Source organism: Paracoccus sp. PARArs4 (assembly GCF_947311865.1).
Classification (GTDB): Bacteria; Pseudomonadota; Alphaproteobacteria; order Rhodobacterales; family Rhodobacteraceae; genus Paracoccus; species Paracoccus zeaxanthinifaciens.
On record NZ_CAMZMW010000018.1, the window covers coordinates 19093 to 40024 of the forward strand.

Here is a 20932-nt window from a genome sequence, read left to right on the forward strand (position 1 = left end):
CGCCCTCCCCGCTTTGCCGTCCGAAAGGCATGGAGCCTTTCGACGACAAGCAGAAAGGTCTCGCCCATCGGCGGAAAGCAGGCACCAAGCCCGCGCCGCCCGTCGCAAGAGAAGGACGATGCCCATGTTGGCCGAAGATACCATTGCCGTCGATTTTTGCTGCACCGCCTGCGGGAATATCATCACCGCCCTGACCGGGCCGAGCCATTGCCCGCACTGTCATGCTGCCGCGCCCGATTACGGTTTCCCGACCGCCGAGGCCGTGAAGATCGCGGAACAGAACGACCGTTTTCGGGCGGGTATAATCACCGGGACCGCAAGCGATCTGCGCGGACAGGTTGTCGTGACCTCTGCCGTCAACGGCATGGGCCGGGATTTCGTGACCGCCGCACTCATGGCAGTGGCCGGGGATAGCGAGTTCACCCCGGACAATGACCCTTACGGGGATCATGGTTTCGGCACCGTCACCGTGCTGACCGTCAAGCTGTTCTGGAAGATCGACCTTTACGACGAGGAACTGGTCTACGGCTCGCCTGACCCCGCGAACCCCGCCGCGACCCGGCGCGTCCTGACCATCATGTTTCCCTCCGATTACTGAACCCCCGAACCCGGCCCACTTCATGCTCCGGGTGGGCCGGCCAAGCGCAACAGCAACCGGAAAGGAGGTGAGAACAATCAATCAATGGCTTGAGGCGCGGATCGCGGAAGCGTGGGCGCTCATCAGGAAGGGCGGTCACTCCGCCAAGATCGGCCACGCCTTCCTGACCCAGCACGGGGCCATGTGACCCCCTCGCCTCACCCGATCACGGGTGAGGCACCGATAACACGAACACAACGTCGCAAACAAGGAAAAGACCTATGAAACAAGGTGCCATCACCACCGCCCCGATCCAGTATTTCCCGCTGGATGCGCTCTATCTCTCGGACATGAACCCCCGTCAGGACGTCGATGCCGACCGCATCGACCAACTGGCCGACAGCATCGTGGCCGTGGGCCTGTTGCAGAACCTTGCGGGCCTTGCCGACGAGGCCGGACATGTCGGGATCGTCGCGGGCGGTCGCCGCCTGCGCGCCCTGATCCGCGCTTTCGAGAAACACGCCGACCTGCTGGATCGCCGCCCGGAACTGGCAGAAATCCCCGTCCGTCTGGCCCCCGACGCGGCCACCGCACGGGCATGGGCCAGCGTCGAGAACGCGGCCCGCGAGGATTTGCATCCCGCCGATGAAATCCGCGCCTATGGCCGGATGGCCGAGACGGGCAGCGATGTGCCTGCCATTGCCCGCGTGTTCGCCGTGACCGAGGCGCATGTTTACCGCCGCCTTGCGCTCGCGGCTTTGCCCGCCTCGATCCTCGATGCGCTGAAAGCGGGCGAAATCACCCTTGAGGCCGCGAAATGCTTCACCGTGGCCCAGGACGAGGCGCTTGCGCTCGACGCTTTGGTCCGGGTGCGCGGTCAGGACGTGTCGGCCCACCGCCTGAAACAGCTTCTGCAACCCGAAGCGATCCGACACACCGACCGCCGCGCCGTCTATGTCGGGCTTGCCGCCTATGAAGGCGCAGGCGGCACCATCACCCGCGACCTGTTCGCAAACGAGGTGTTTCTGGGCGATGGCGCATTGCTGGATCAATTGTTCGCGGAAAAGCTGGCGATGGACGCCGAGGCCATCGGGCAGGACTGGAAGTGGGTCGAGACCACCCCGGAGTCGTGGATCAGCTATGATGTGACCTCGAAACTGGACCGCATTTACCGGATCGAGGGCGAACTGTCCGAGGAACAGGCCGAGCGTTACGACGAATTGTCGGAACTGGCCGAGGCCGAGGCTCTGGACGAGGAAGGACAGGCGGAACTGGATGCGCTGGACACACTGGCGCGGGGCGACTTCGCCGATGCGCAGCGCGACCATGCCGGATTGTTCTTGTTCGTGGACAGTCGCGGCGAACTGACCGTGCAGGCGGCTTATATCCGGGCCGAGGATCGCGAGGCCGCGATTGCGGCAGAGGTGCTGACCGGACATGCCGCCCGCAGCCGCGACGGCAGCGCCGTCGATGCCGCCCCGAAATCGCCCATCAGCAACGCGCTGCGCGACGATCTGGGCCGGGTGGCGCAGGGCGCACGGCAGAATGCGGCGCTGCGCGATCCCGAACTGCTGATCGACCTGCTGGCCTATCAGTTGAGCCACGGCCTTGCCTGGCGCAAGCCGTTCGGGCTTGCGACAGAGGACGTGCCGAACTGGCCGACGACCGAGGCCGAGGGCTATGCGCTGGACGACCGCCTGACCGCCAATCCGCCGCGCGACATGTATGGCAAGGACCTTGCCAAATCCTTCCGCGCCTTCCGTTCCAAGGGAGCCGAGCATGTTCGGGGCGAACTGGTGCGGATGCTGGCCGCGCATTACCGGGGCGGGTCCGATGAACTGGCCGCGCTGATCGACAAGGAGACCAAGCCCGCGATCCGCGAGGTCTGGACGCCCACCGCCGCGAACTTCTTTTCCCGCGTTGGAAGCCCTTACCTCAACGACCTGTGGTGCGATCTGCTGGACCTCGCCGCCGATCACCCCACCGCCACCAGCTTCGCCAAGCTGAAAAAGGGCGAGAAGGCGGCAAAGCTGGAAACCCTGTTCAGTGATGCCGACACGCGCAAGGCGCTCGGGATCACCGAGGCGCAGGAGGCCCGCATCGCGGCATGGCTGCCCGAGGGCATGGCCTGATAACAGCGGGGCGCGCGCGCGAAGATCGCGCGCCCCGGTCCCGGCAACACGGTTTCAGTAAGGACAGCACGGATGGACTATGCACGGGAAAGATCATGGCACGGGCTTTCCTGCACCTGTGGCGGGGGCTACCGTGTCGGCCATGCCATCGGCTGCGAATACGCCACCACCAGAGACAATCTCGACCAGTTGGACACCGACCTTGCCCGCGCCGTGGCGCAGGGCGATCAGGCGGAAGCCGCCGATCTGCGCCGCATCAGGGACGGGATCGAGGCCGTCGCCGCACGATCCGCCACGGGAACCTGATCCATGCGCTTCATCAGATCGGCCCGTCACCCGTTCACCGACACCGCCCGCAAGCGGGCCGCGCTGGCCCGCAGACAAAAAGCTGACCGGGAGGCCCTGCCGCTCTTCGCCGCCGAGATCGCGGCCCGTCAGAAAAGCCCCGATGATGTGATGCAGGCCCGCGTGAATGCCAGGGCGGCGCAGAAGGCCCGCAGCCGCCAGCGCCGCGCCGATCAGTGGCGGCGTGCCCGCCGCCTGATCGACGCCATGCCACCAAGGCAGCGCCGCCGGGTCCGGGCCGCGTGGAACGGCGCACCCTATCCTGCCGATCCGGTCTATCTGCTGGATTTCCTGCATAGTCTTGAAATCGGGCGCATCGCCCTCGATGCCCTGCCCTTCACCCCGCGCCGCGTGAACCCGCGCGGTCATGCAACTTCTGAAGAAATGGCGGCAGGCCGGACCTGCCGCCAGTCCAACAGGGAGGATTTTCAGTGTGGCTGACTTTACGTTACTTCGCCATAGGGTTGTTGTAAGTTTCTTTCTTCGCCTCTCGCACTGACCCTTTTCCTTCTGCGACGAAGGTCAACTGGCCTCGCGATTTTCGTGGGGCGCTCTTTTTTCCGCCTGCCGCTATCGTCCACCCCTGATTGCCAGCCGATATGTGATATCCACTCTCTGCTGCTGTCGGGCTGAATTGCCCTGCCCCCCTCCCCCGGCATCCGCCGGGAAAGGATCGCCAGGGCCGGCGCTTCGCGCGGAGCCGCGCCCCCGGCGCGGCGTCTCCACCCGCTCGTTGCACCAGGACGCACCGGCTTCGATTGTGCCCGGCTGTTAACCCGGCCGAACATCGGCCGGGGCCAGGCCGCACCACCCCGCACGGTCTCTGGATTATTTCACACGGGTCAAGGACGGCGCCGCGCCGAAAGGGCGCGGCTTGCAAGCGCCCGTGCCGGGCGTCCCTGACCTCGCATGTCCGAATCCTCCGACCGCGCAGCGCTCTGATGAAGGTTTTCCACTGGAAGTGGACGGGAAACTGCTAGTTTCAAGCGCCAATTGCTTTATGGCTCCTCCCACTTCTCTTGGTAGGTTTCGACAAGAAACGTGGCAATCGCCCCTGCCGTGTTGACCGCAAGGCTGGCGTGGCGAGGTGAAGGCCTGATCGGCAATTTGCCCCCACGCCCGTGCGAGTCAGACAGGCGATTGCGCAACGTGCCGATGCCGTTCACAAGGTTCATTGCACCGCCCAAGATGGCCTTGATTGGTTCTTCGGTGTGCTGGTTCGGCGCAAGATTCAGCAGCTTCGCAACAGTGGCATATAGCTTTGGCAGGTCGTCCTTGTCCGAATAGGTTTCGCCACATTCGTCGAGGATACGCTTGATCACGGTTTCAAGGAGCGTTCGTGCCACCGTGATTGCCCCATCCGGATCGGTACTGCGGCGGGCAATAGCCTTGCCCCATACGGAATGAACGCCCGCCACGTCGAATGTCTCCAGGGCATCAGACGCCACCTTGTCGCCGGGTGCCGTGTTGCTGCCCTCAAGCCTATCCATCAAGGGTGTGAAAGCCTTGTTGATGATCTCGCGCCGTCCGGCATAGGTTTCTGACGCCCGTTGAATATAGGGCCAGAAAGCGGACAGATTTCGGTAGGTTCTTACAAACGGTGGAAGCAGGTCGCAGAGAAAAGGATCAGCCATGAACTCGCGGCGGAGATGCTGATAAACACCGTCGTCTGCCGAACCACCTGTAGCCCGCGCAGTAAGCAGGCCCTCAAGCATTGTCGCCTGCTCAATTCGCGACGATGGAATCTCATTTTGTAAATACATCTTCTACCGCCAGCTTCAGATCCTCCATCACCATATTCATTCCCTGTTGAGCGACAACGGCGCATCGCCGGCAGGCCGGCGACCGTGCCCCAGTCGCGCTGTCGCGCGACCCAAGCCCGCCAGGGCGATGCGGTCGGCTGCGGCGCCTGCGGTCTGTCTCGTCCCGAGCCAGATCCTCGATCGCCGGTCCTGACCGCCCTGCCCCGCCGGTCTCGGCCCATCCGGGTGACGGTCACTTGCGCGGGTTGGCCTTCAGCCCTCGCGCACAACCGGATCATCGGGCAGGCTTTCGGCCCCTCGCCAAGCCCGGTCATTCATCGTCCCGCACGCGAGCATTCTGCCGGAACAGCTGGCGGCGAGGGCGGTTTCGGGTGAGGCCAGCGGGGTTGCGGTTGATCCGGACATGACATGCTCAGCCCCAGCCCTAGCCACCCTTCTCGCTGCCGGTTCGGTCGATTGCCTGGCTCCGTGGCCGGTTGGTCCTGTCCTGCAAGGGGCGTTTCTTCCAGATGAAACATGACAGGGCAGCGCGGCTGACGGCCTTCGGCCTTCAACGACGAATTTCCCTTGGCCTGCGGCCATTCCTCGCGCCCCAAATTCGCCTTTGACAGCCGCTCGGTCTGCCCTGTCCGCAGAGGTTTCATCGAAACGCCAGGCAGGAAAGGAAAATCCAATGGCCACCGAAAACATGAAGCTCCGCGTCAAAACCGGCGAGAAGGACGGCAAGAACTTCTGGGAGGACTGCGGTGTCCTCTTCATCAACCGCAGCCCCGCCGGCGAGATCACCTCGATCCAGGTCCGCCACAGCATGTTCCCCGGCGTCGATATGGTCGCCTTCCCAAAACGGTCGGACGACCAGGAGTAACGGCAAGGGGGCGGCGAAAGCCGCCCCCTTGCCGTTCCATCCAGTCGCTGCCGCGACGGCCTGCGGCCAGACAGATCATTCGCGGCCCGCACTAGGGCGCGGGCCATGATGGGCTGAGGACGTGCTGGGGGATCGACGCGGCCTGCGCCCGCGCTCACCCCCGCCCCGACGATCCTTCCGTTTCCTTTTGTCCGCCACGCATCCGGGGGGCTGCCGGTCAAGGGGCCAGCGCCGCGCGTGCCGCGCGTCGTCGTCCAGGCGGGCCGTGTCCTCGGCTGCGCCTGCGGGCCGCACCACCCCGCCTTCCCGACCCCGTGACAGTCATCCCCCCGGCCGCGGGCAGGGCTGCGCCCTCCCCGCTTTGCCGTCCGAAAGCCATGGGGCCTTTCGACGACAAGCAGAGAGGTCTCGCCCATCGGCGGAAAGCAGGCACCAAGCCCGCGCCCCGCCCGTCGCAAAAGAAGGACGATGCGAGATGCTACGCAATTTTGACAAGCTGACCCGGAACGAAGGCCGCTGGCTCAATCTCTGGGCCGCATTCGATGTGACCGGGGAATATCTCGGCACATTCACCCTCGATGAGTTGCGCGAGAAGGCGCAGGTGAAGGCCAAATGGGTCAGCGCCGTTCAGTATCTGGGGGCGGGCCAGCGCATTGATGAAGCCGCGCTGGCGCAGGACTGGAACGGGTTGCCGTCCGGCACCACCGTCTTCGACTTTTCCGGCTTCTGTGTCTCGCCCGTCCGCGACATGGGCGGCAGCATCGAGGTCTGCAATCCCGGCGAACATGCGTTCTGGTCGGTCTATGGGTTTCATCGCGAGGCGCAGGAATGGCAGATCGTCCATGATGCGGAGTCGGACGATATCGGCGAATCCCTCGCCCGGATCGTGGATCTGACCGGCGAACTGGTCGAGTATCGCGATCTGTCCCATGCCTATGCCAATACCCGCCTGCCCGATCTGGTGGACCTGCTGGCCGAGCGCATCCACGACGAGATCCCCGAGCAGAGCGCCGATGCTGCGCGCGACGACGACGCCGATAATCATCCCCTGACCTATCTGCGCGAACAGATCCGCGCCGCTATCGAAAAGCGGAGGGGCTGATATGGGCTGGCTTATCTATAACCACACCCCGGCCTGCATCCGCGACGAAATCGCCCGGCTTTGTGGCGGCGAGGATGAAGAGCGCCGCAGCTATCCCGTGCTGATCAGCCACAAGGGATCGGTCTGGTATGCAGCCGTCAGGTCGGAACCCAAGACCTCTGGCCGACGCGAGGACGGGCTTTGCCCTTATGGCGACTACGTGACCGACGCAACCGGCGGTTATGTCTTTGCCGCGATCTTCCTGACATCGACCAAGGGCGGTGAGTGGGGCTACAAGTCGATGGCGGAGACCGCCGGCCCCACGGATGCCGCCGCCCATGCCCCGGAAAAGCTGCTGTCGTTGCTGTCGGAGACGGTCAATGATCATGCGACCGACTGGCGGCAGCGGTGCCGCGATCACGCGGCCCGAACAGGCCGCCGCCTGAAGCCCGGTGACGTGATCCGCTTTGCCGAGCCGCTGCGGTTCAGCGATGGCACCGAGGGCTGCACCTTCCGCGTGAAGAAGGAGCGCTTCCCCGGCGCGAACCGCGCGACCACCTTCTTTACCTGCATCGAGACCGGGAAGGACTGCCGGATCAGCCTTGTCATGGCGCGGGACTGGTCCCGCATCTGACCGTCCTGCGCCGCGCCCTGGCGGGCGCGGCGCGCGTTCCCCCGTATCTCAAGGAATATCACATGGCCTATCCCGCCGTGACCGCCTTCCTGCGCGCGCTCGACAGTTTCGACCGCTCGAAGACCCGAACCGAGATCTTCCGCATCTTCTGCGAAATGGCGTATTGCGCCCTGGCAAAGCGTGCCTCGCCCTTCCCCGACCAGCGCGACCGGCTGGAGGCCGACTACATGTCCTGTGTCGGGTTGTTCCCGAACAAGGACGATGTGCGCCGGATGCCGGACATGATGGCCCTGGCCTTGCACACCATCGCCGCCGGTGGCGTCGATTTCTTCGGCCAGGTTGCGGCGGAGATCGGCGCGCTCGATGCCCGCATGGGCCAGTTTTTTACCCCCTACGAGGTCAGCCGCATGATGGCGATGATGACCCTTGGCGACGTGGCGGCCCAGATCGAGGCGCAGGGGTTCATCACCATCTCGGAACCCGCCGCTGGCGCGGGCGGCATGGTGCTGGCCGTCGCCGATGTGATCGAGGAACAGGGTTTCGACCCGGCCCGCCATATCTGGGTCGAGGCCGTCGAGCTGTCCCGCGCGACGTTTCACATGGCTTATGTCCAGATCGCCGCGCGCGGTGTCGCCGGTCGCGTCATTCACGGCAACAGTCTCTCGCTGGAAAGCTTCGATCAGGCATTCACCCCTGCCGCGCCTGTGTTCCATGCGCTGAACGGCCACCCTTTCGCCAAGCAGCGCGAGGCCGAACGGCAGGCGGCGGAAGCCGAAAAGGCCGCGCAGGTGATGCGCCAGGAGCTGCTGCGCGGCTCAGTGCCGGCGACCGCTCGCGCCGTCTGGCAATGACGATTGACGCAGGCAGATCAGCCGTTTACGCTCGATCCTGCTGAATATTTTTTGGCATTCGTTTCTCTATTGTTCAAATCCTTCTGCGACGAAGGTTCAACTGGGCCGCCCTCGGGCGGCCCCTTTCTTTGCCAGCAAACTTATCCACAATTTCTTGGGATCGTTTCGGGGAAAATCCGATCGGCAGAACGACGCGAAGAGCCCTGACTTACCGTTGCCCGATCCCAAGAGAAGCGTCATTGTTCCTGTGCTACCAAGGGTTCCAAAGGCATGATCGTTGCATTCTGCACCTCTGTTATGTTGGCTGTTGTTCTGTCATCTGTAGTCGCAAATCAAAGATTCCCGAAAGCGGCGAACTTACCGATGCAATGGGACTTGGCCGGCAAACCTATGTGGTTCGCGCCCCGAGTTGCCGCTTTAGCCTTCACTCCACTTTTGGCAATTTCGGTCACGGGGTTCATTTTTATGGTCGCGGGGCGGGCTGAAGGTCATATCGCAGCGTTAGTGGCGGTCGCTTTTCTCGCAGCGCATCTTCTGCACCTAATGCTGGTTTATCGGCATTTGACACGCCCCTGAAGGTCCAGTTCGTCCCGCATAGCCGACCCCCTCATCAGTGGTTCAGCAGCAAATCTGCGGCCCGCGCGAGGGCGCGGGCCATGACGGGCTGAGGACGTGCCGGGGGATCGACGCGGCCTGCGCCCGCGCTCACCCCCGCCCCGACGATCCTTCCGTTTCCTTTTGTCCGCCACGCATCCGGGGGGCTGCCGGTCAAGGGGCCAGCGCCGCGCGTGCCGCGCGTCGTCGTCCAGGCGGGCCGTGTCCTCGGCTGCGCCTGCGGGCCGCACCACCCCGCCTTCCCGACCCCGTGACAGTCATCCCCCCGGCCGCGGGCAGGGCTGCGCCCTCCCCGCTTTGCCGTCCGAAAGGCATGGGGCCTTTCGACGACAAGCAGAGAGGTCTCGCCCATCGGCGGAAAGCAGGCACCAAGCCCGCCCCGCCCGTCGCAAAGGAGGCCGACATGGCAGCGAAGTTCGATATCTATCAGCGTGTCACCGATCAGATCATTGCCAGCATCGAGGCTGGCACGCCCGCATGGCGCAAGCCCTGGACCGGCGATGCTGGCGGAATCCCCTTCCCCCGGCGCAGCACCGGCGAGTTTTACAGGGGCATCAACATTCTGATGCTGTGGTCAGAGGCGGCCGAAAAGGGTTTCCGCAGCCCCTACTGGTTCACCTATCGGCAGGCGCAGGAGGCTGGCGGACAGGTCCGCAAGAGTGAGAAATCCGCCATCGTCGTCAAATATGGCACCGTGGACCGTGAAGACCCCGAGACCGGCGAGGAAAAGACCATCGGCTATGCCAAGTCCTACCGGGTGTTCAACGCCGATCAGATCGACGGATTGCCCGAAGCCTATCATGGGGCACCCATCGAGGAACCCCGCGATCTCGGCACCGAGGCAGATCCGGCGCTTGAGGCGTTCTTTGACGCGACCGGGATCGAACGCCGCACCAGCGACGATCCGCGCGCCTATTACGATATCGCCGGTGATTTCGTGCATATGCCGCCGGTTTCGACATTTCACGATGCGGGCGGATATTATACCACCCTCGCCCATGAATATTGCCATGCCAGCGGCGCAGGGCACCGGCTGGACCGCTTCAGCCGGTTCAGCGACCGGGCAGCTTATGCCTTCGAGGAGTTATGCGCCGAATTGGGGCAGGTCATGGTTTGCGCGCAACTCGGCCTGACGCCTGATTTCGGACAATCCGCCGCCTATTGTGAGTCGTGGTTGCGCGCGCTGAAAGACGACAAGCGGATGATTTTCAAGGCCGCGACCGAGGCCCAGAAGGCCACCGACTGGCTCATAAAAACCGCACCCGCCGGGATGATCGAGGAAAGGGCCGCCGCATGAGCGGCCCGACCCCCCTGCCCGTCCTGACCTGCCGCAAATGCGGCAGTGTCAACCCGGTGGTGATGCTTGCGCCGGTCGTCCTGCCCGCCGCTCCGGTCGGAACCTGTATCTGCATGGACTGCGCGCAGGCGCGCGGCTGGCTCGACCGCGACGGCAATCTGAAACCCGGCATCGAGCTTTAGAGGGCGACGCCATGATCTATGAGTTGCGAGACCATCCCGACGATCTGCCGATCCCCTGCGATACGCTGGAAGACGCCCGCCACAGAGCACGGCAACGAGCGGAACGGTTCGGCATCGCGGTCCTGATTTACGAGATCGACCCCTATCGGGGCGAACGCTTCATCGAGGAAATCAACTGAGGACGATCCCCGGCCAGCAGGGTTCTGGCCGGGGGTGATTTTCGCGGCCAGGATTGACGGCTGCGCCGCCCCTCCTGGCCGCGCCGACGCCGCTGGCGCAGCGCCGGAAGCGGAGACGCGGCTTGCGCCACGTCACGGGCTTCGATGGCTGTGCCGCCCGGCATGTTACCCACAGATTTCCTCGCGTCCCTTCGCTCATTGGGGGCGCGTCCCGCTCGTTCATCTGCAAGGCCCTTCCGCCTTGCGGCGTTCGGGCTGGATAACCTGCGGCCGGCGCCGCCAGACCGGGTCGAGGCAACCACGGCCCTGCGGTCTTCATCGGGCAGGTCAGCAAGCAGCAGCTGCGCCAACCGGATCTTTCCACGGCGGCCGAGCTGCCGGCGCGCGAGGCGCTTTCCACAGGCCAGGAAATACGCGCGCAGTTCCTCATATGTCGCCATCGCAGCCCAGAACTCCGCATCGTCTTCGATATCGCCAAATGGCACCAGTGGTGCATCCGCGCGGGCTTCCTCCAGGACGGTGGACATGACCATCTCCGCATCCTGCTAGTCACATGCTTCAATCGCGTCCAGCAGGTTCTGAAACCGTTCCAGCCGAGATAACCGGCCCCCCTGCCCTTCCGCCTGGCAATCATCCCCGCCCTGATCGGTCATCTGCGCCTCCAGTCTCCGTCGGGGTGCCCCAAATGGAGCCTGCCCCGAAAACTTCGGTTTTCGGGGTCTGGCCTCGCCGAGAGTGGGGGTAGCAGAGGCAAGGACAATCGACGGAAGTGGTGCGGCCCGCAGGCGAAGCCGAGGACACGGTTCTGTCTATTGTCCTTGCCGGCGCGAGGGGCAAAGCCCCTTAGCTCTTCGGACCAAGGGTTTGGTTGTTCCCTAGTGCCCGAGCTTCTTCAGATATTTCTCGAAGTGATCCAGGAACTGTCCGCGAATCCAGTGGCTGACCAGCCGGTTAACCTGCCCAATCCCAACGGGATCCAGTTCTGACTTCAGGTGCGTCTCTGTTTTCGCCGGGATCTGCCAAGTTGTGCTGATGCTGAATCCAACATTTTCCTGCCGTTCAGGCTCAATCTGGCCGTAACGGATGCTGTTCAGGCGTTCCAGCAATGACGGCTTGATTTCATTGAGTGCGGCCAGCGCAACCTTTCTTGCAGGACAGCGCGCCTTTTCAGCTGCCCTATTCGCCCGAGCGGCAAGCTCTGCGGGAACAGCGATATGCAAACGCAGCTTCGCTGTCGTCGTTGGTGTTTCCACGGATCTCGCGGATTTCGGCGCGGCCGGTTCTCTGGCAGCGCCTTCGCTCTTTTGCTCGTCTGATTGTTCGAGCGTGGAGGAGGGCGGAGCCTTTGTGTGCGGCTTGTCATCTTTGGCTGGCTCGGCTTCCAGGGGAGCCTCGATCTCTTCCGGATCTTCGCGAAACATGAATTTCTGCGCAGCCGGTTTGCGCTCTATGCGCTTGGTATAGTCCTCATCCGGCTTGACGACCGGAGTGAAACGCTTTCGTTCAGCCATCGGCCTGCCCCTTCTTGATGATCTCGTCTATGGCACCCAGAACGCTTTCCATCTCGGCAATTGCCACATCCATGTGCTTAGCGTTCGCCTTGTTGACCAAGTTATCCCGAATGGCACCAAGCATTCCTTCAAGGTCCATGCGGACATAGGCCGCTCGCTGCATCACCGGTTCGGTGAGTGTCGGCATCGTCGTCATGATATGCATGTAAGCCGTCTCTTCGGCTTCATTCCGGCGTACGGGAACTGCGCTCAGCATGACGCGGCTCGGCGGGACAGCGGCCGGGTCCGCGGCCCGCCTTTTAAGGTTCGCGTGCCATTTCAGGGTTTGCGTGGTTTCGGTGACGTCGGACCGCGACAACTTCGATGGGATCACGATGAAATGCGAGATCATTGCAAGGTCGTCGATGGCCTCTGAGGCTCCACCAAAAGTGTCGACCAGGACCAGGTGCTCCTGATCGGGCATGTCAAATAGTCGGTCGATGGTTTCACCGATTTCGGCGCTGTCCAGAGATTTGATGACCGTCACGTCCCCTGCCCAATTTCCCAGCTCCTTGGCATTGAGCATCCACTGGTAGGCGCTTTCGCTACTGTCTGTATCGAAGATCGTGACGCTTTCCCCGCGTTCGGCGGCGGCGCTGGCAAGACCTTTCACAAGAGTCGATTTCCCGCAGCCCCCTTTTCTGTTCATCACCATGACGACGCGGATGCCGTTCGGGCCGTCTTCTTTCTTCTCTTCCATTTCATCGCCCCTGCTCATTTTTCGGTGCGCTTTGCTCTCAAGTCATGCCGCCGATCACTGCATCCACGGCTTAGTAACGCGAACCGCCGAACGCATTACACAAAGCGCGAAACCGTATACGCCGAACACATAAAGGAAAACGCCATCCTATTAAACCAAAAAGCGAAACATCGAACGCAAACCGTGGAGCGCAAACCGTGGAACGCAGGACGCGATAGCGAAAACGCTGAACGCCGTAACCGAAACGGGCAAACGGATACCCAAAAACTGAAACGAACAACGGGGAAACCACAAGCTTAAAGCATAAACACGAAAGCCAGAACGCCAAGCCGATGCCCCGTAACGCAAAACGCGATACGTTGAACGCTAAACGCAATAACTGCAAAAAGGCTCTATTTTGGCCTGTAGCGGATGTTAAGGGCCTCGCGCGGACCGAACCAGCCAGATCTGTTTTTGCGGCTGCCAGGGCGCACTAGCGGCCGTCTGGCAGCGCGTTTCAGTCGACGGCTTGGCCTCAGCCGGGCATTCGGCGCGTGGAAAAAAGGCTATGGAACCCACGCTGTTCGTGCTATTTGGATCTAAGAACAGAAGCAAGCGGTTGGCAGGAACCCCTTGGGCGAGCGTGAGACTCGCCACGGAGGCCCCGAGCATGAGGCCGAGTACTAGGCGCCGGGTCCGGATCATGCCTTTGGCACTTCCACCAGCGCCGAGCTGAGCGCGCCGGGCTTCAGCTTGCCGAAGCAATTCGAGCGGCGTTCGGACAACTCGCCGCTTTGAGCGGCACAGCCTGCCACTGCCAGCGCAAGAAGGAGGCTCATCACGATGCGGATCATGCCGTGTTTCCTTTCCAGAAATCGGGTTTGTCGCGCCAGTTGCTGCCGAAGCGCCGTTCCGCAGAACGACCGCCACCGAGGACGCTGAGATAGGGCCCGAGGGCCGAAAGATCGGTGTCGAGAATGTTCGAGCTTTGTCCGTCGCGCCACAGCGCCCGGCGGCCGCCGGCCTGCGAGCCGAGCAGGAAGGACAGTTCGGCGTCAGACAGCGCCAACCCGTCATAACTGTCGCGACCTGCCTGGTGGTGCGGGAGGATCAGCTGGTTCTGCAAACCTTCGAGGATCGAGGCCCCGGCAGCGCAATCCCTGATCTGCGAGACGAATTGCACCAGCATGACCACGACGACGTTTTTCTTCCGCAGCGTCGCCAACCAGGTCTTCAGTTCGCGCTGGAAGTAGAGATCGTCGAGGAACACGCCGGCCTCTTCCAGAACCAGAAGGGTCGGGGTGCGGGCGCTGACGGTCTTTTCGATCTGCCGGAAGAGATAGGCGAGCAATGCGGTCCGCTCGATCTCCATGTTGAGAAGCGCGGTCATATCGACGCCAACGATATCGGAGGCGCTGAAATCCACGATCGGGGCGCTGTCCTGGCCAAAGACCCAGCCATACTGACCGTTGGGGGACCATTCGCCGACACGTCCGCCGATATCGCCCTCGAAGGAGCGGAACCGCGTCGTAAAGTTGGTGAAGTCCTGGAAGGACGGAAGGGCCGTCGCGTTGCTTTCGACTGTGCGCGCCAGTTTCTCGGAATCACTGACCGAAAGCTGGTGCCCCTTGCGTTCCAGAAGCGCCGTCAGCCAGCTGCGCAGCCATGCCTGACCTTCCTCGTCAGTTTCCGAGGCGAGCGGGTTAAGCCCGGTATTCCGGCCTGCGCGCACGGCGGTATAGGTGCCGCCAAGTGCGCGCAGGGGCATTTCCAGCGACTGGTCCTTGTCGAAGGCGATGATCCTGCATCCGGTACGCCGTGCCTGTGCGGCCAGAAAGGCCATGATCGTTGATTTGCCCGCATCGGGCGGGCCGACGATCAGGGTGCTGGCGAACGGCGGCTCGGACTCCGCATGGGCGAAGCGACCATGGAAGGAGAAGTCATACGGTGAATTGGCGCAACTCTTGAAGGTCGTGATCGGCGTCCCCCAATAGCATTCGGAGGCGGGCTTGCCGAGCCGGACCATGTGCAGCGCGGCGAAGTCCGAAAAATTCCGGTTGGAGATGGTCAGCGGGCGTTTCTGGAACTCGTGATTGCCCGGAAACCGCGCGAACCATGCAGCGGCCAGCCCCTGCTTTTCGACGACGATCTTGAGCTTCTTCGAGCGCAGGATGGCCGTGACCGCGGTCACCTTGCGTTTGAGAGCATCGGGGGTTGCGGCATAGACAGTGACGATGGTCTGGCTGTCGCCAAAGCCCATCTGGCCCATTTGCAGATCCTCGGCTGCTTCCTGAAGCTGCGCGGCGATCTTGCCGCCGGCGCTTTCCTCAAGCGTCTGCTCAAGCCGGGTTGTCGCCTTGGCCGAGATCAGGTCGGGCAGAAGCGGCTGGTAGGTGCAGGAGATCAGGATATCGGGATCTGTATAGAGCGTGTCGAGAATGCCGCCATGGGTCTGGGGCGAGAGGTTCGCCACGCTGATCACCGAGGCGTATCGCGTTTCGAAGTCGTCGCCGATTTCCACGGCCCGGTCGTAGATCTCGATGGGCGTGCGGATATCGTCCACGATGGTGCCGGTCTCGGACCGGGCCAGCGGCGCATAGATGCCCGTGGAAATGGCGCGCAGAAACCCGGTCAGCGTGCCGTCGTCTATCGCCAGAAGCTCTGAGCCGTCGCCCAGGGTCTCGGCCACGCTTTGGGCGAGTTCTGCAAGATCGGACAGGCGCTCGGGCAGGGTATCGTGACGCCCACGACTGAGAAAGCCGCCGAAGATAGGCATCCGTTCCGCCATAGATTTGCGCTCGATCACCGAGAGGAACAACACCGGGACGCAGAGGCCCGCCGACGTGATGTTCGCGCGCCAGGCACGGTCCAGTTCCTCACCGAAGCCGGGTTCGGCGAAGGCTTTCGGCTGATAGTCGAAGTCGTGATAGGCCGACCTGATCTTGTGGAAGTGGAAACTGAAATTGTTTCCGGACTTGTCCACCAACTCGGCCAGACGGTCGTTGATATGGGCCAGTTCGCTTTCGCTTGCCGTGAACGGATTGACGCCCGCAATTTTCACGACCGAGACCAGTGCCCCGCTGCGCGTGGCGATGGCATGGTTATTTTCCTCGAAGAGATAGGGAAGCATGTCTTCGAGGTCGCGGGCGCCACCGAACAGTGCCCGGATCGGACTGGGGATAATATCATTCATACCGTGATCCAGAACTGGCGCGCAGAAGCCGCTCAGGCGTGCGCGAGGTCACGACCGCGATGAAGCGCCCGAAATGTGGATTGATGACCGAGGCGGCCCAGAGAGCCGCCCAGAGAAGGGGGATCGCCCAGAGATACCAAAGGCTGTCGAGGAAGATGAACGTGAGGAACGGCGGAATGAAGGCCAGCCCGGCCAAGGGCAGAGGCAGACCAAAGAATCTGGCCTGCCGGTTGAGCCCCTGGATATACACGTTTTCCCGCATCAGGTGCCGGAGCCACGGAAGATCGCGATGATCGACTCGGCCAGGTTGTCACCGCCGAAGATGAAGAACAGCCCGACGACCGTCACGCCGATCCATTTCCAGTCGATGAACTTGGTGAAGATCGCCAGGAAGCCGATGATCAGCAGGATGAGGACAACGGCGGTCAGGGCGAGGTTGTTGTCCCTGAGCTGCTCGATGATGCTTTCGCCGGTATCCTCGAACCCGGAAAGATCGACCTCCTGGGCATGGGCCTGCATTCCCGCCGTGCACCAGATCACGGCGGCGACGAGCTTTTGCCTGAAGTTCAGCATGGGGTAATTCCTTTATGTCAAACGGTTGCGATAGATCGCCATGACCTTGCGGACATGGTTCCGGGTTTCCCGGTAGGGCGGAATTCCGCGATACTTGCGGACCGCACCGGGGCCGGCGTTGTAGGCCGCCAGTGCGAGTTCGGGCGTGCCGAAAGCGCCGAGTTGCATCAGCAGATAGCGCGCCCCGCCATCGAGGTTCTGGACCGGATCGCGCGGATCGACGCCGAGAAAGCGGGCGGTTCCAGGCATGAGTTGCGCAAGCCCCATCGCGCCGGCCGAGGAATAGGCTGTGACCTTGAACCCGCTTTCGACCTGGATCATCGAGTGGAAGTAGGCGTCCCAGTGCCGGGGCGAGAAGCCAGCTGCACGGATCGCAGGGTGGGACGCATACCGGGCGGCGGCAGCTGTCACCATGTCTCGGATCGACGCTGGCGCATCCGTGGCAACCAGCATTGACCGGATCAGCGCTGGTTCGTCTTTTGGCGTTCGGGAGTAAGTAGGATCGTCTTCGGGGCGCGAGAAGACATCGCGAGCCGCGCCAGCGTTTAGAACGAAGCCGCGACTATCGGAGAGAACATCAGCGCCCGCCGCAAAGGGTGTCGCCAACATAAATGCAATGAGGCTGCGGCGGGATAGAGGCCCTAGGGTGCCGGAATGGCCCCCCAAAAATTCAGGATCATGGCTATTCGTCTTTTGGGGGCAGTTGAGCAACCATGGTGACGCCCTTCGAGCCAGGAATGACGGTTGCAGTAATGCCCAAATCTGTTTGGGCATTGAAGAGGCCGGTAGTAGTCTTGATTTCCTTGTATGCGTAATCTGATGGATCGAGAGCTGTGCCGGACTGCTCAGCCCGACGTCGCTCCCTGTACAAGTCTCGCTGAGTGACCACGACGCCGAAGCGACCGGTTTCTGGCTCGACTGCGACCAGATACCATGATCCTCGGACCGTATTCTGCGCGGGAACGGGATCTTCAGCACAGACAACGTGCAGCTCCCAGCCTTCCAGCAACCTCTCTCTGCACATCTCAAGGGTAAGCACCTCGTTGCTAACCTGTATTTGGTTGGTCATGCGACGCGCTCCACAACGTTGTCTGCCGCGTCTGCGACAGACTATCAAAATAAGTATTCGCTTTGCAAGTAGGTGAAATGATAAATATCGCCTACAGATGCTTTGTCGTTGTTACGTTTAATGCTCAGTCGTTTTCAAGCGGCGGCAACCTCAACTGTGCCGTTTCAGGGGAGGGCATTCTCCTGGTGGGTGCTGTCTTGGTATCTTCCGCTTAACGGATCAGAAATCGCGCGGTGTCTAACCCTGCCTTGATCATGTAAGGCGGTAGGGTGAGAGAGTAGTGCCCACAGTTCAGCCGAGTAACCCTCTGCCGCGCGCCAGAGAGGTCCAGTTCGGAGACCAGACTCTCTGACAAGGCGGGCAGTACAACCCTGTCTCGCTTTGCTAAGAGTAACTGAAGCTCAAGACTGGGGCGGGCCAGTTTATCCACGTAACTTTCAAGGCTGATGGGCGCCCAAGCGCGGCGAAGTTCGCATAGATCAATTTCGCCTTCGAGGCTCGCGCGAATGTGGCGCGTGGCACTGCCAGTCCATACCATATCGGCTAGGCTGCCAGCAGTGAGAAACAAGGCGGCTTTCGTGACCTTGGGATCGTGGGCCGCGATAAGGCCAGCTACCCAAGACCCCAAGCTGATGCCAAGGACAGAAAATTTTTTGTATCCGCGCCGCTGCAAAATGGTGATTAGCTGCCGTCCGTCTAACACGGCTTGGCGCATGGACCGGATTGTGCGGCCAAGATTTGCGCTTAGCATGTAATCGGCGTGCGTAGAGCCTGGGCGGTTACGTTCAAGGTGGTATGGCATGGCAATCTCAACAACCGTGAGGCCATGCCACGCAAAAAATCGGGCAAGTTGGGGGTTGCGGGAGGTGGCATTCCAGTGATGGAAGACGACCAGTGCATGATCGGATGACCTGGCTTCCGTAACTTTGGCCCAAACCGTGTTGTTTTCGGAGGTCTCGGTGAAAACTCTCGATGAGAAGCTGATCCAGCCGCCTTCCCAGCTCGTCGCTGCGGCCCCATCATCCAAGCGATAGAAAGAGGACGAATCCTCGACGGCCCTAGCGGCTATTGCGCCAAACTCGGCTAAAGTGGTCACACTCTCGGTCTCTGGAAACGCTAGGTCTCGGCGGAGGTTCAGCTCCAACCTTTTTTTTCCAACATCACTGCGTTGCCCGCAGCGCTCGTCCCACCGGTCCAGCAACTTAAAATACATGCAAACGATCCTCTCGTCGCTTGTAATGACCGCTGAAGTTAGGATCGAAAAAACCATAAACGGCGACCACGATCGCGAATGCCAACAAGATCGAGAAGCCAGCCGCGACGCCTACTAGCAGGTAGGCGAGGGCAAGAAACAGTATCGCGGTCGTGGGTCTCGCCAAAGGCACATGAAAAGGCGCGCTTAAGCCAATGCGGATGACAGCGTAGAGATAGACCGCAACCGCCAATAGAGCCACCAAGAGGCTCGTGAAATGGGTTGGCATACTGTAGTCGCCCCAGTCCACTTGGGCTCCGAGGCTGGTCATAACCGACCGGGCATCCGAGGTGAGCCATTGCCAGATGTTCGGGGCGGCCGTGACGACATACAGACTCTGCAGCTTCATGCACATTGCGACTAGAAGCCCGGAGAGCGATGCACGGACTATCCCTCGAATGATACTCGAACCCGCAGCCTGTACTTTTTTCAAAGGTACTGCTTTGGGCTGCTTTTCTAGAGTCCTGCAAATATGTGTGAAGTCATCGACCAAATTGCACAGCAGGATGAGGCCCGCGATAAACAGGTAGAAACACAAGCTCATGTAAAGATACGCAGCGCCAGTGAACAAGGCTTGATTGACGAACCCATATTTGTCCGGCTGAACGAAAGCCAAAGATCCCCAATCTATAGCAATCGCGCCGGCACCGTCCAGGACCGGACGCAGACGAACACTTACCCACTGAAAGACTCCCGCGAAACCGAGACTGAGGATGAAAGCGACCCAATAGGTATATGATGATGCCTCGACCCGACGCATCCAGCCATCGGGGACGTCACCTTGGGATTGCAGTTCGGCGCGGTTCTCGTTCTTCCAAGTTGTCACCTGATCGGCCACAAAAGCGAAAAAGATGGGCATTAAAATCAGGAAAACGAAGGTCCAGTTTGGTGCCCAAAGGAACCCAACCTGCTTGATGATACCATCACTGCGAACGTAAGTGATGCTGTGGAGCGACAGGAAGTAGGAGATGAATTGCAGTGCGATAGCACCGGCAAAAACCGAGGCCGGCAAGTTGAGAGGGGATCCGTGACTGAAGATTGCCTCCGAGATGCGAGCGAGGCTGAGCCCCTCTCGGGGGGGATCACCCTGGTGGATCATTATAGAGCTGTTGTCCTCTGACGGTTCGTCGCGTTCCGCTTTGCTCTCTGGATCCTGCAGTTGACGGGCCTGGCGACGGGTAGTCAGGCGGGCTTGCGACTTTATCAATGCGGCTTGCCACGCGCTCGCTCCTTCCGGGTCATTGCAACCAAGAACCCTAGCAAGCCACCGGATATTAGTTGTGCTTATCCCCTTCTCATTGTCCTTGAACCAGAGCTGAACTGTCCGAAGCTCGACCCCGTTACGGTTAGGGCCAATCTGTGAAATCGCCTCAGCCAGCAACTCCGGTGTCCACGGCCCTTGCGGGCACCCATCGTTATCGACGGGGCGGCCGATGCCAGCTGCCGCAACGCGCATGAAGAGCGACTTGAAATCTTCATCACTATCGTCAGGAAGAGAAAAATATTTTCCGTTTTTTATCAATGCTATACGGATCCGAATTTCGTCTGATTTCGCCCCGCTTCGTATCATATCGTGACATTACGTGCCAGCGAAGACAAAGCGCGTACCGAGAGCGCAGATATACCTTTAGATTCCGACTGGCTCTGGACACTTAAGTTTGATGGGATAGCACGATGAGGCACAGTGATCATACGACAAGACGCGAAGCCATTCTGACCCAGGCATGTCCTGAGGGCACCGGCGTTCGAGCACAATACCGCTGGAACACGGGCGAAATCTCGCAGATCTCGGTTCCTGCCAATTTTAGCTTCGATCCTTCTGCTGCAGTGAGACCTAAGGCATATGCACAATCGGCCATTGCCTCAGATGCAAAGGCATAGTAGTCATAATACCTAAACGCTTTGCGGATAGGTATTATGTTTTCCAAACGCTTGCTGCGACGATCTATCTTCAGTTTGCTTGCTGGCCACCTTCCTATAGCTATGGCGTCGGCCGCCGAGGCTTACCCTATCGACTGCGCGATCCTTCTGTGCCTTCCTGGAGGCTTCCCTGCGTCGGCTGAATGCTCAGCAGCGCGAGCAGAGGTGATCAGAC

The 20932-nt window shown here is 61.3% G+C and carries 23 protein-coding genes and 1 pseudogene; 12 read left to right on the forward strand and 12 right to left on the reverse strand.

The window, feature by feature from the left end; translation table 11 throughout:
- The first annotated feature begins 124 nt into the window (after nucleotides 1-124).
- From QMZ16_RS13715 to QMZ16_RS13730, 4 genes are all read left to right on the forward strand, one after another.
- The gene (locus QMZ16_RS13715; protein ID WP_235674133.1) at nucleotides 125-598 is read left to right on the forward strand and encodes a DUF3768 domain-containing protein; all 474 of its coding nucleotides are present in this window, start codon (nucleotides 125-127) and stop codon (nucleotides 596-598) included.
- Nucleotides 599-858: 260 nt separating this feature from the next.
- A complete protein-coding gene (locus QMZ16_RS13720; RefSeq protein ID WP_235674131.1) occupies nucleotides 859-2709 on the forward strand; it encodes a ParB/RepB/Spo0J family partition protein in 1851 nt (616 codons plus the stop codon).
- A 72-nt stretch (nucleotides 2710-2781) separates the two neighbouring features.
- The gene (locus QMZ16_RS13725; protein ID WP_235674130.1) at nucleotides 2782-3015 is read left to right on the forward strand and encodes a hypothetical protein; all 234 of its coding nucleotides are present in this window, start codon (nucleotides 2782-2784) and stop codon (nucleotides 3013-3015) included.
- 3 nt (nucleotides 3016-3018) lie between these two features.
- Nucleotides 3019-3495 (forward strand): hypothetical protein, encoded by a 477-nt coding sequence (locus QMZ16_RS13730; RefSeq protein WP_235674172.1) that lies wholly within the window; start codon nucleotides 3019-3021, stop codon nucleotides 3493-3495.
- A 557-nt stretch (nucleotides 3496-4052) separates the two neighbouring features.
- Here the strand turns inward: QMZ16_RS13730 and QMZ16_RS13735 are convergent.
- A complete protein-coding gene (locus QMZ16_RS13735; RefSeq protein ID WP_282603659.1) occupies nucleotides 4053-4769 on the reverse strand; it encodes an abortive infection family protein in 717 nt (238 codons plus the stop codon).
- A 721-nt stretch (nucleotides 4770-5490) separates the two neighbouring features.
- Between QMZ16_RS13735 and QMZ16_RS13740 the strand changes: the two genes are divergently transcribed.
- The 8 genes from QMZ16_RS13740 (at nucleotide 5491) to QMZ16_RS13775 (ending at nucleotide 10521) form a co-directional block, all read left to right on the forward strand.
- Nucleotides 5491-5682, forward strand: coding sequence for a hypothetical protein (locus QMZ16_RS13740; protein WP_235674170.1), 192 nt, complete (start codon nucleotides 5491-5493; stop codon nucleotides 5680-5682).
- A gap of 475 nt (nucleotides 5683-6157) precedes the next feature.
- Nucleotides 6158-6784 carry a hypothetical protein gene (locus tag QMZ16_RS13745; RefSeq protein ID WP_235674169.1) on the forward strand — a complete coding sequence of 209 codons (627 nt, stop codon included), beginning with the start codon at nucleotides 6158-6160 and terminating at the stop codon, nucleotides 6782-6784.
- Between the two features lies 1 nt (nucleotide 6785).
- Nucleotides 6786-7397 (forward strand): hypothetical protein, encoded by a 612-nt coding sequence (locus QMZ16_RS13750; protein WP_235674168.1) that lies wholly within the window; start codon nucleotides 6786-6788, stop codon nucleotides 7395-7397.
- 62 nt (nucleotides 7398-7459) lie between these two features.
- Complete coding sequence (locus tag QMZ16_RS13755; RefSeq protein ID WP_235674167.1) at nucleotides 7460-8248, forward strand: N-6 DNA methylase; 789 nt, start codon at nucleotides 7460-7462, stop codon at nucleotides 8246-8248.
- 270 nt (nucleotides 8249-8518) lie between these two features.
- The gene (locus tag QMZ16_RS13760) at nucleotides 8519-8824 is read left to right on the forward strand and encodes a hypothetical protein (protein WP_235674166.1); all 306 of its coding nucleotides are present in this window, start codon (nucleotides 8519-8521) and stop codon (nucleotides 8822-8824) included.
- 442 nt (nucleotides 8825-9266) lie between these two features.
- Nucleotides 9267-10160 (forward strand): zincin-like metallopeptidase domain-containing protein, encoded by an 894-nt coding sequence (locus QMZ16_RS13765; RefSeq protein ID WP_235674174.1) that lies wholly within the window; start codon nucleotides 9267-9269, stop codon nucleotides 10158-10160.
- The gene (locus QMZ16_RS13770; protein WP_235674165.1) at nucleotides 10157-10342 is read left to right on the forward strand and encodes a hypothetical protein; all 186 of its coding nucleotides are present in this window, start codon (nucleotides 10157-10159) and stop codon (nucleotides 10340-10342) included. The genes QMZ16_RS13765 and QMZ16_RS13770 overlap by 4 nt, the downstream gene beginning before the upstream one ends.
- Before the next feature lie 11 nt (nucleotides 10343-10353).
- Complete coding sequence (locus tag QMZ16_RS13775) at nucleotides 10354-10521, forward strand: hypothetical protein (RefSeq protein WP_235674164.1); 168 nt, start codon at nucleotides 10354-10356, stop codon at nucleotides 10519-10521.
- On the opposite strand, the gene QMZ16_RS13780 is transcribed toward QMZ16_RS13775, so the two are convergent.
- The 11 genes and pseudogenes from QMZ16_RS13780 to QMZ16_RS13830 form a co-directional block, all read right to left on the reverse strand.
- On the reverse strand, nucleotides 10485-11054 hold the full coding sequence (locus QMZ16_RS13780; RefSeq protein WP_235674163.1) for a hypothetical protein: 570 nt from the start codon (nucleotides 11052-11054) through the stop codon (nucleotides 10485-10487). The two genes, QMZ16_RS13775 and QMZ16_RS13780, sit on opposite strands and share 37 nt — an antisense overlap.
- 342 nt (nucleotides 11055-11396) lie before the next feature.
- A complete protein-coding gene (locus QMZ16_RS13785) occupies nucleotides 11397-12032 on the reverse strand; it encodes a hypothetical protein (RefSeq protein ID WP_235674162.1) in 636 nt (211 codons plus the stop codon).
- A complete protein-coding gene (locus tag QMZ16_RS13790) occupies nucleotides 12025-12771 on the reverse strand; it encodes an AAA family ATPase (RefSeq protein WP_282603660.1) in 747 nt (248 codons plus the stop codon). Before QMZ16_RS13790 ends, QMZ16_RS13785 begins: the two co-directional genes overlap by 8 nt.
- A 680-nt stretch (nucleotides 12772-13451) precedes the next feature.
- Nucleotides 13452-13604, reverse strand: coding sequence for a hypothetical protein (locus QMZ16_RS13795; RefSeq protein ID WP_209059476.1), 153 nt, complete (start codon nucleotides 13602-13604; stop codon nucleotides 13452-13454).
- Complete coding sequence (locus tag QMZ16_RS13800; RefSeq protein WP_235674160.1) at nucleotides 13601-15943, reverse strand: hypothetical protein; 2343 nt, start codon at nucleotides 15941-15943, stop codon at nucleotides 13601-13603. The genes QMZ16_RS13795 and QMZ16_RS13800 overlap by 4 nt, the downstream gene beginning before the upstream one ends.
- Entirely contained in the window at nucleotides 15936-16193 is a 258-nt protein-coding gene (locus QMZ16_RS13805; protein ID WP_282603661.1) for a VirB3 family type IV secretion system protein, read from the reverse strand. The genes QMZ16_RS13800 and QMZ16_RS13805 overlap by 8 nt, the downstream gene beginning before the upstream one ends.
- Before the next feature lie 11 nt (nucleotides 16194-16204).
- Complete coding sequence (locus QMZ16_RS13810; RefSeq protein ID WP_209059470.1) at nucleotides 16205-16516, reverse strand: TrbC/VirB2 family protein; 312 nt, start codon at nucleotides 16514-16516, stop codon at nucleotides 16205-16207.
- A gap of 12 nt (nucleotides 16517-16528) precedes the next feature.
- Nucleotides 16529-16915, reverse strand: a pseudogene (locus QMZ16_RS13815) (lytic transglycosylase domain-containing protein); the annotation flags it as partial.
- Nucleotides 16916-17198: 283 nt separating this feature from the next.
- A complete protein-coding gene (locus QMZ16_RS13820) occupies nucleotides 17199-17585 on the reverse strand; it encodes a hypothetical protein (RefSeq protein ID WP_235674157.1) in 387 nt (128 codons plus the stop codon).
- Between the two features lie 211 nt (nucleotides 17586-17796).
- Entirely contained in the window at nucleotides 17797-18798 is a 1002-nt protein-coding gene (locus QMZ16_RS13825; protein WP_235674156.1) for a dienelactone hydrolase-related enzyme, read from the reverse strand.
- Nucleotides 18788-20407 (reverse strand): hypothetical protein, encoded by a 1620-nt coding sequence (locus QMZ16_RS13830; protein WP_282603662.1) that lies wholly within the window; start codon nucleotides 20405-20407, stop codon nucleotides 18788-18790. Before QMZ16_RS13830 ends, QMZ16_RS13825 begins: the two co-directional genes overlap by 11 nt.
- Nucleotides 20408-20932: the final 525 nt, after the last annotated feature.

Bases quoted from the DNA above. Each gene is read 5' to 3' on its own strand.
- QMZ16_RS13740 (WP_235674170.1), top strand. From the start codon at position 5,491: ATGGCCACCGAAAACATGAAGCTCCGCGTCAAAACCGGCGAGAAGGAC.
- QMZ16_RS13785 (WP_235674162.1), bottom strand. From the start codon at position 12,032: ATGGCTGAACGAAAGCGTTTCACTCCGGTCGTCAAGCCGGATGAGGAC.
- QMZ16_RS13720 (WP_235674131.1), top strand. From the start codon at position 859: ATGAAACAAGGTGCCATCACCACCGCCCCGATCCAGTATTTCCCGCTG.
- QMZ16_RS13745 (WP_235674169.1), top strand. From the start codon at position 6,158: ATGCTACGCAATTTTGACAAGCTGACCCGGAACGAAGGCCGCTGGCTC.
- QMZ16_RS13810 (WP_209059470.1), bottom strand. From the start codon at position 16,516: ATGCTGAACTTCAGGCAAAAGCTCGTCGCCGCCGTGATCTGGTGCACG.
- QMZ16_RS13765 (WP_235674174.1), top strand. From the start codon at position 9,267: ATGGCAGCGAAGTTCGATATCTATCAGCGTGTCACCGATCAGATCATT.
- QMZ16_RS13820 (WP_235674157.1), bottom strand. From the start codon at position 17,585: ATGACCAACCAAATACAGGTTAGCAACGAGGTGCTTACCCTTGAGATG.
- QMZ16_RS13795 (WP_209059476.1), bottom strand. From the start codon at position 13,604: ATGATCCGCATCGTGATGAGCCTCCTTCTTGCGCTGGCAGTGGCAGGC.
- QMZ16_RS13830 (WP_282603662.1), bottom strand. From the start codon at position 20,407: ATGATACGAAGCGGGGCGAAATCAGACGAAATTCGGATCCGTATAGCA.
- QMZ16_RS13780 (WP_235674163.1), bottom strand. From the start codon at position 11,054: ATGGTCATGTCCACCGTCCTGGAGGAAGCCCGCGCGGATGCACCACTG.
- QMZ16_RS13755 (WP_235674167.1), top strand. From the start codon at position 7,460: ATGGCCTATCCCGCCGTGACCGCCTTCCTGCGCGCGCTCGACAGTTTC.
- QMZ16_RS13715 (WP_235674133.1), top strand. From the start codon at position 125: ATGTTGGCCGAAGATACCATTGCCGTCGATTTTTGCTGCACCGCCTGC.
- QMZ16_RS13770 (WP_235674165.1), top strand. From the start codon at position 10,157: ATGAGCGGCCCGACCCCCCTGCCCGTCCTGACCTGCCGCAAATGCGGC.
- QMZ16_RS13790 (WP_282603660.1), bottom strand. From the start codon at position 12,771: ATGGAAGAGAAGAAAGAAGACGGCCCGAACGGCATCCGCGTCGTCATG.
- QMZ16_RS13800 (WP_235674160.1), bottom strand. From the start codon at position 15,943: ATGAATGATATTATCCCCAGTCCGATCCGGGCACTGTTCGGTGGCGCC.
- QMZ16_RS13825 (WP_235674156.1), bottom strand. From the start codon at position 18,798: ATGTATTTTAAGTTGCTGGACCGGTGGGACGAGCGCTGCGGGCAACGC.
- QMZ16_RS13735 (WP_282603659.1), bottom strand. From the start codon at position 4,769: ATGCTTGAGGGCCTGCTTACTGCGCGGGCTACAGGTGGTTCGGCAGAC.
- QMZ16_RS13775 (WP_235674164.1), top strand. From the start codon at position 10,354: ATGATCTATGAGTTGCGAGACCATCCCGACGATCTGCCGATCCCCTGC.
- QMZ16_RS13730 (WP_235674172.1), top strand. From the start codon at position 3,019: ATGCGCTTCATCAGATCGGCCCGTCACCCGTTCACCGACACCGCCCGC.
- QMZ16_RS13750 (WP_235674168.1), top strand. From the start codon at position 6,786: ATGGGCTGGCTTATCTATAACCACACCCCGGCCTGCATCCGCGACGAA.
- QMZ16_RS13760 (WP_235674166.1), top strand. From the start codon at position 8,519: ATGATCGTTGCATTCTGCACCTCTGTTATGTTGGCTGTTGTTCTGTCA.
- QMZ16_RS13725 (WP_235674130.1), top strand. From the start codon at position 2,782: ATGGACTATGCACGGGAAAGATCATGGCACGGGCTTTCCTGCACCTGT.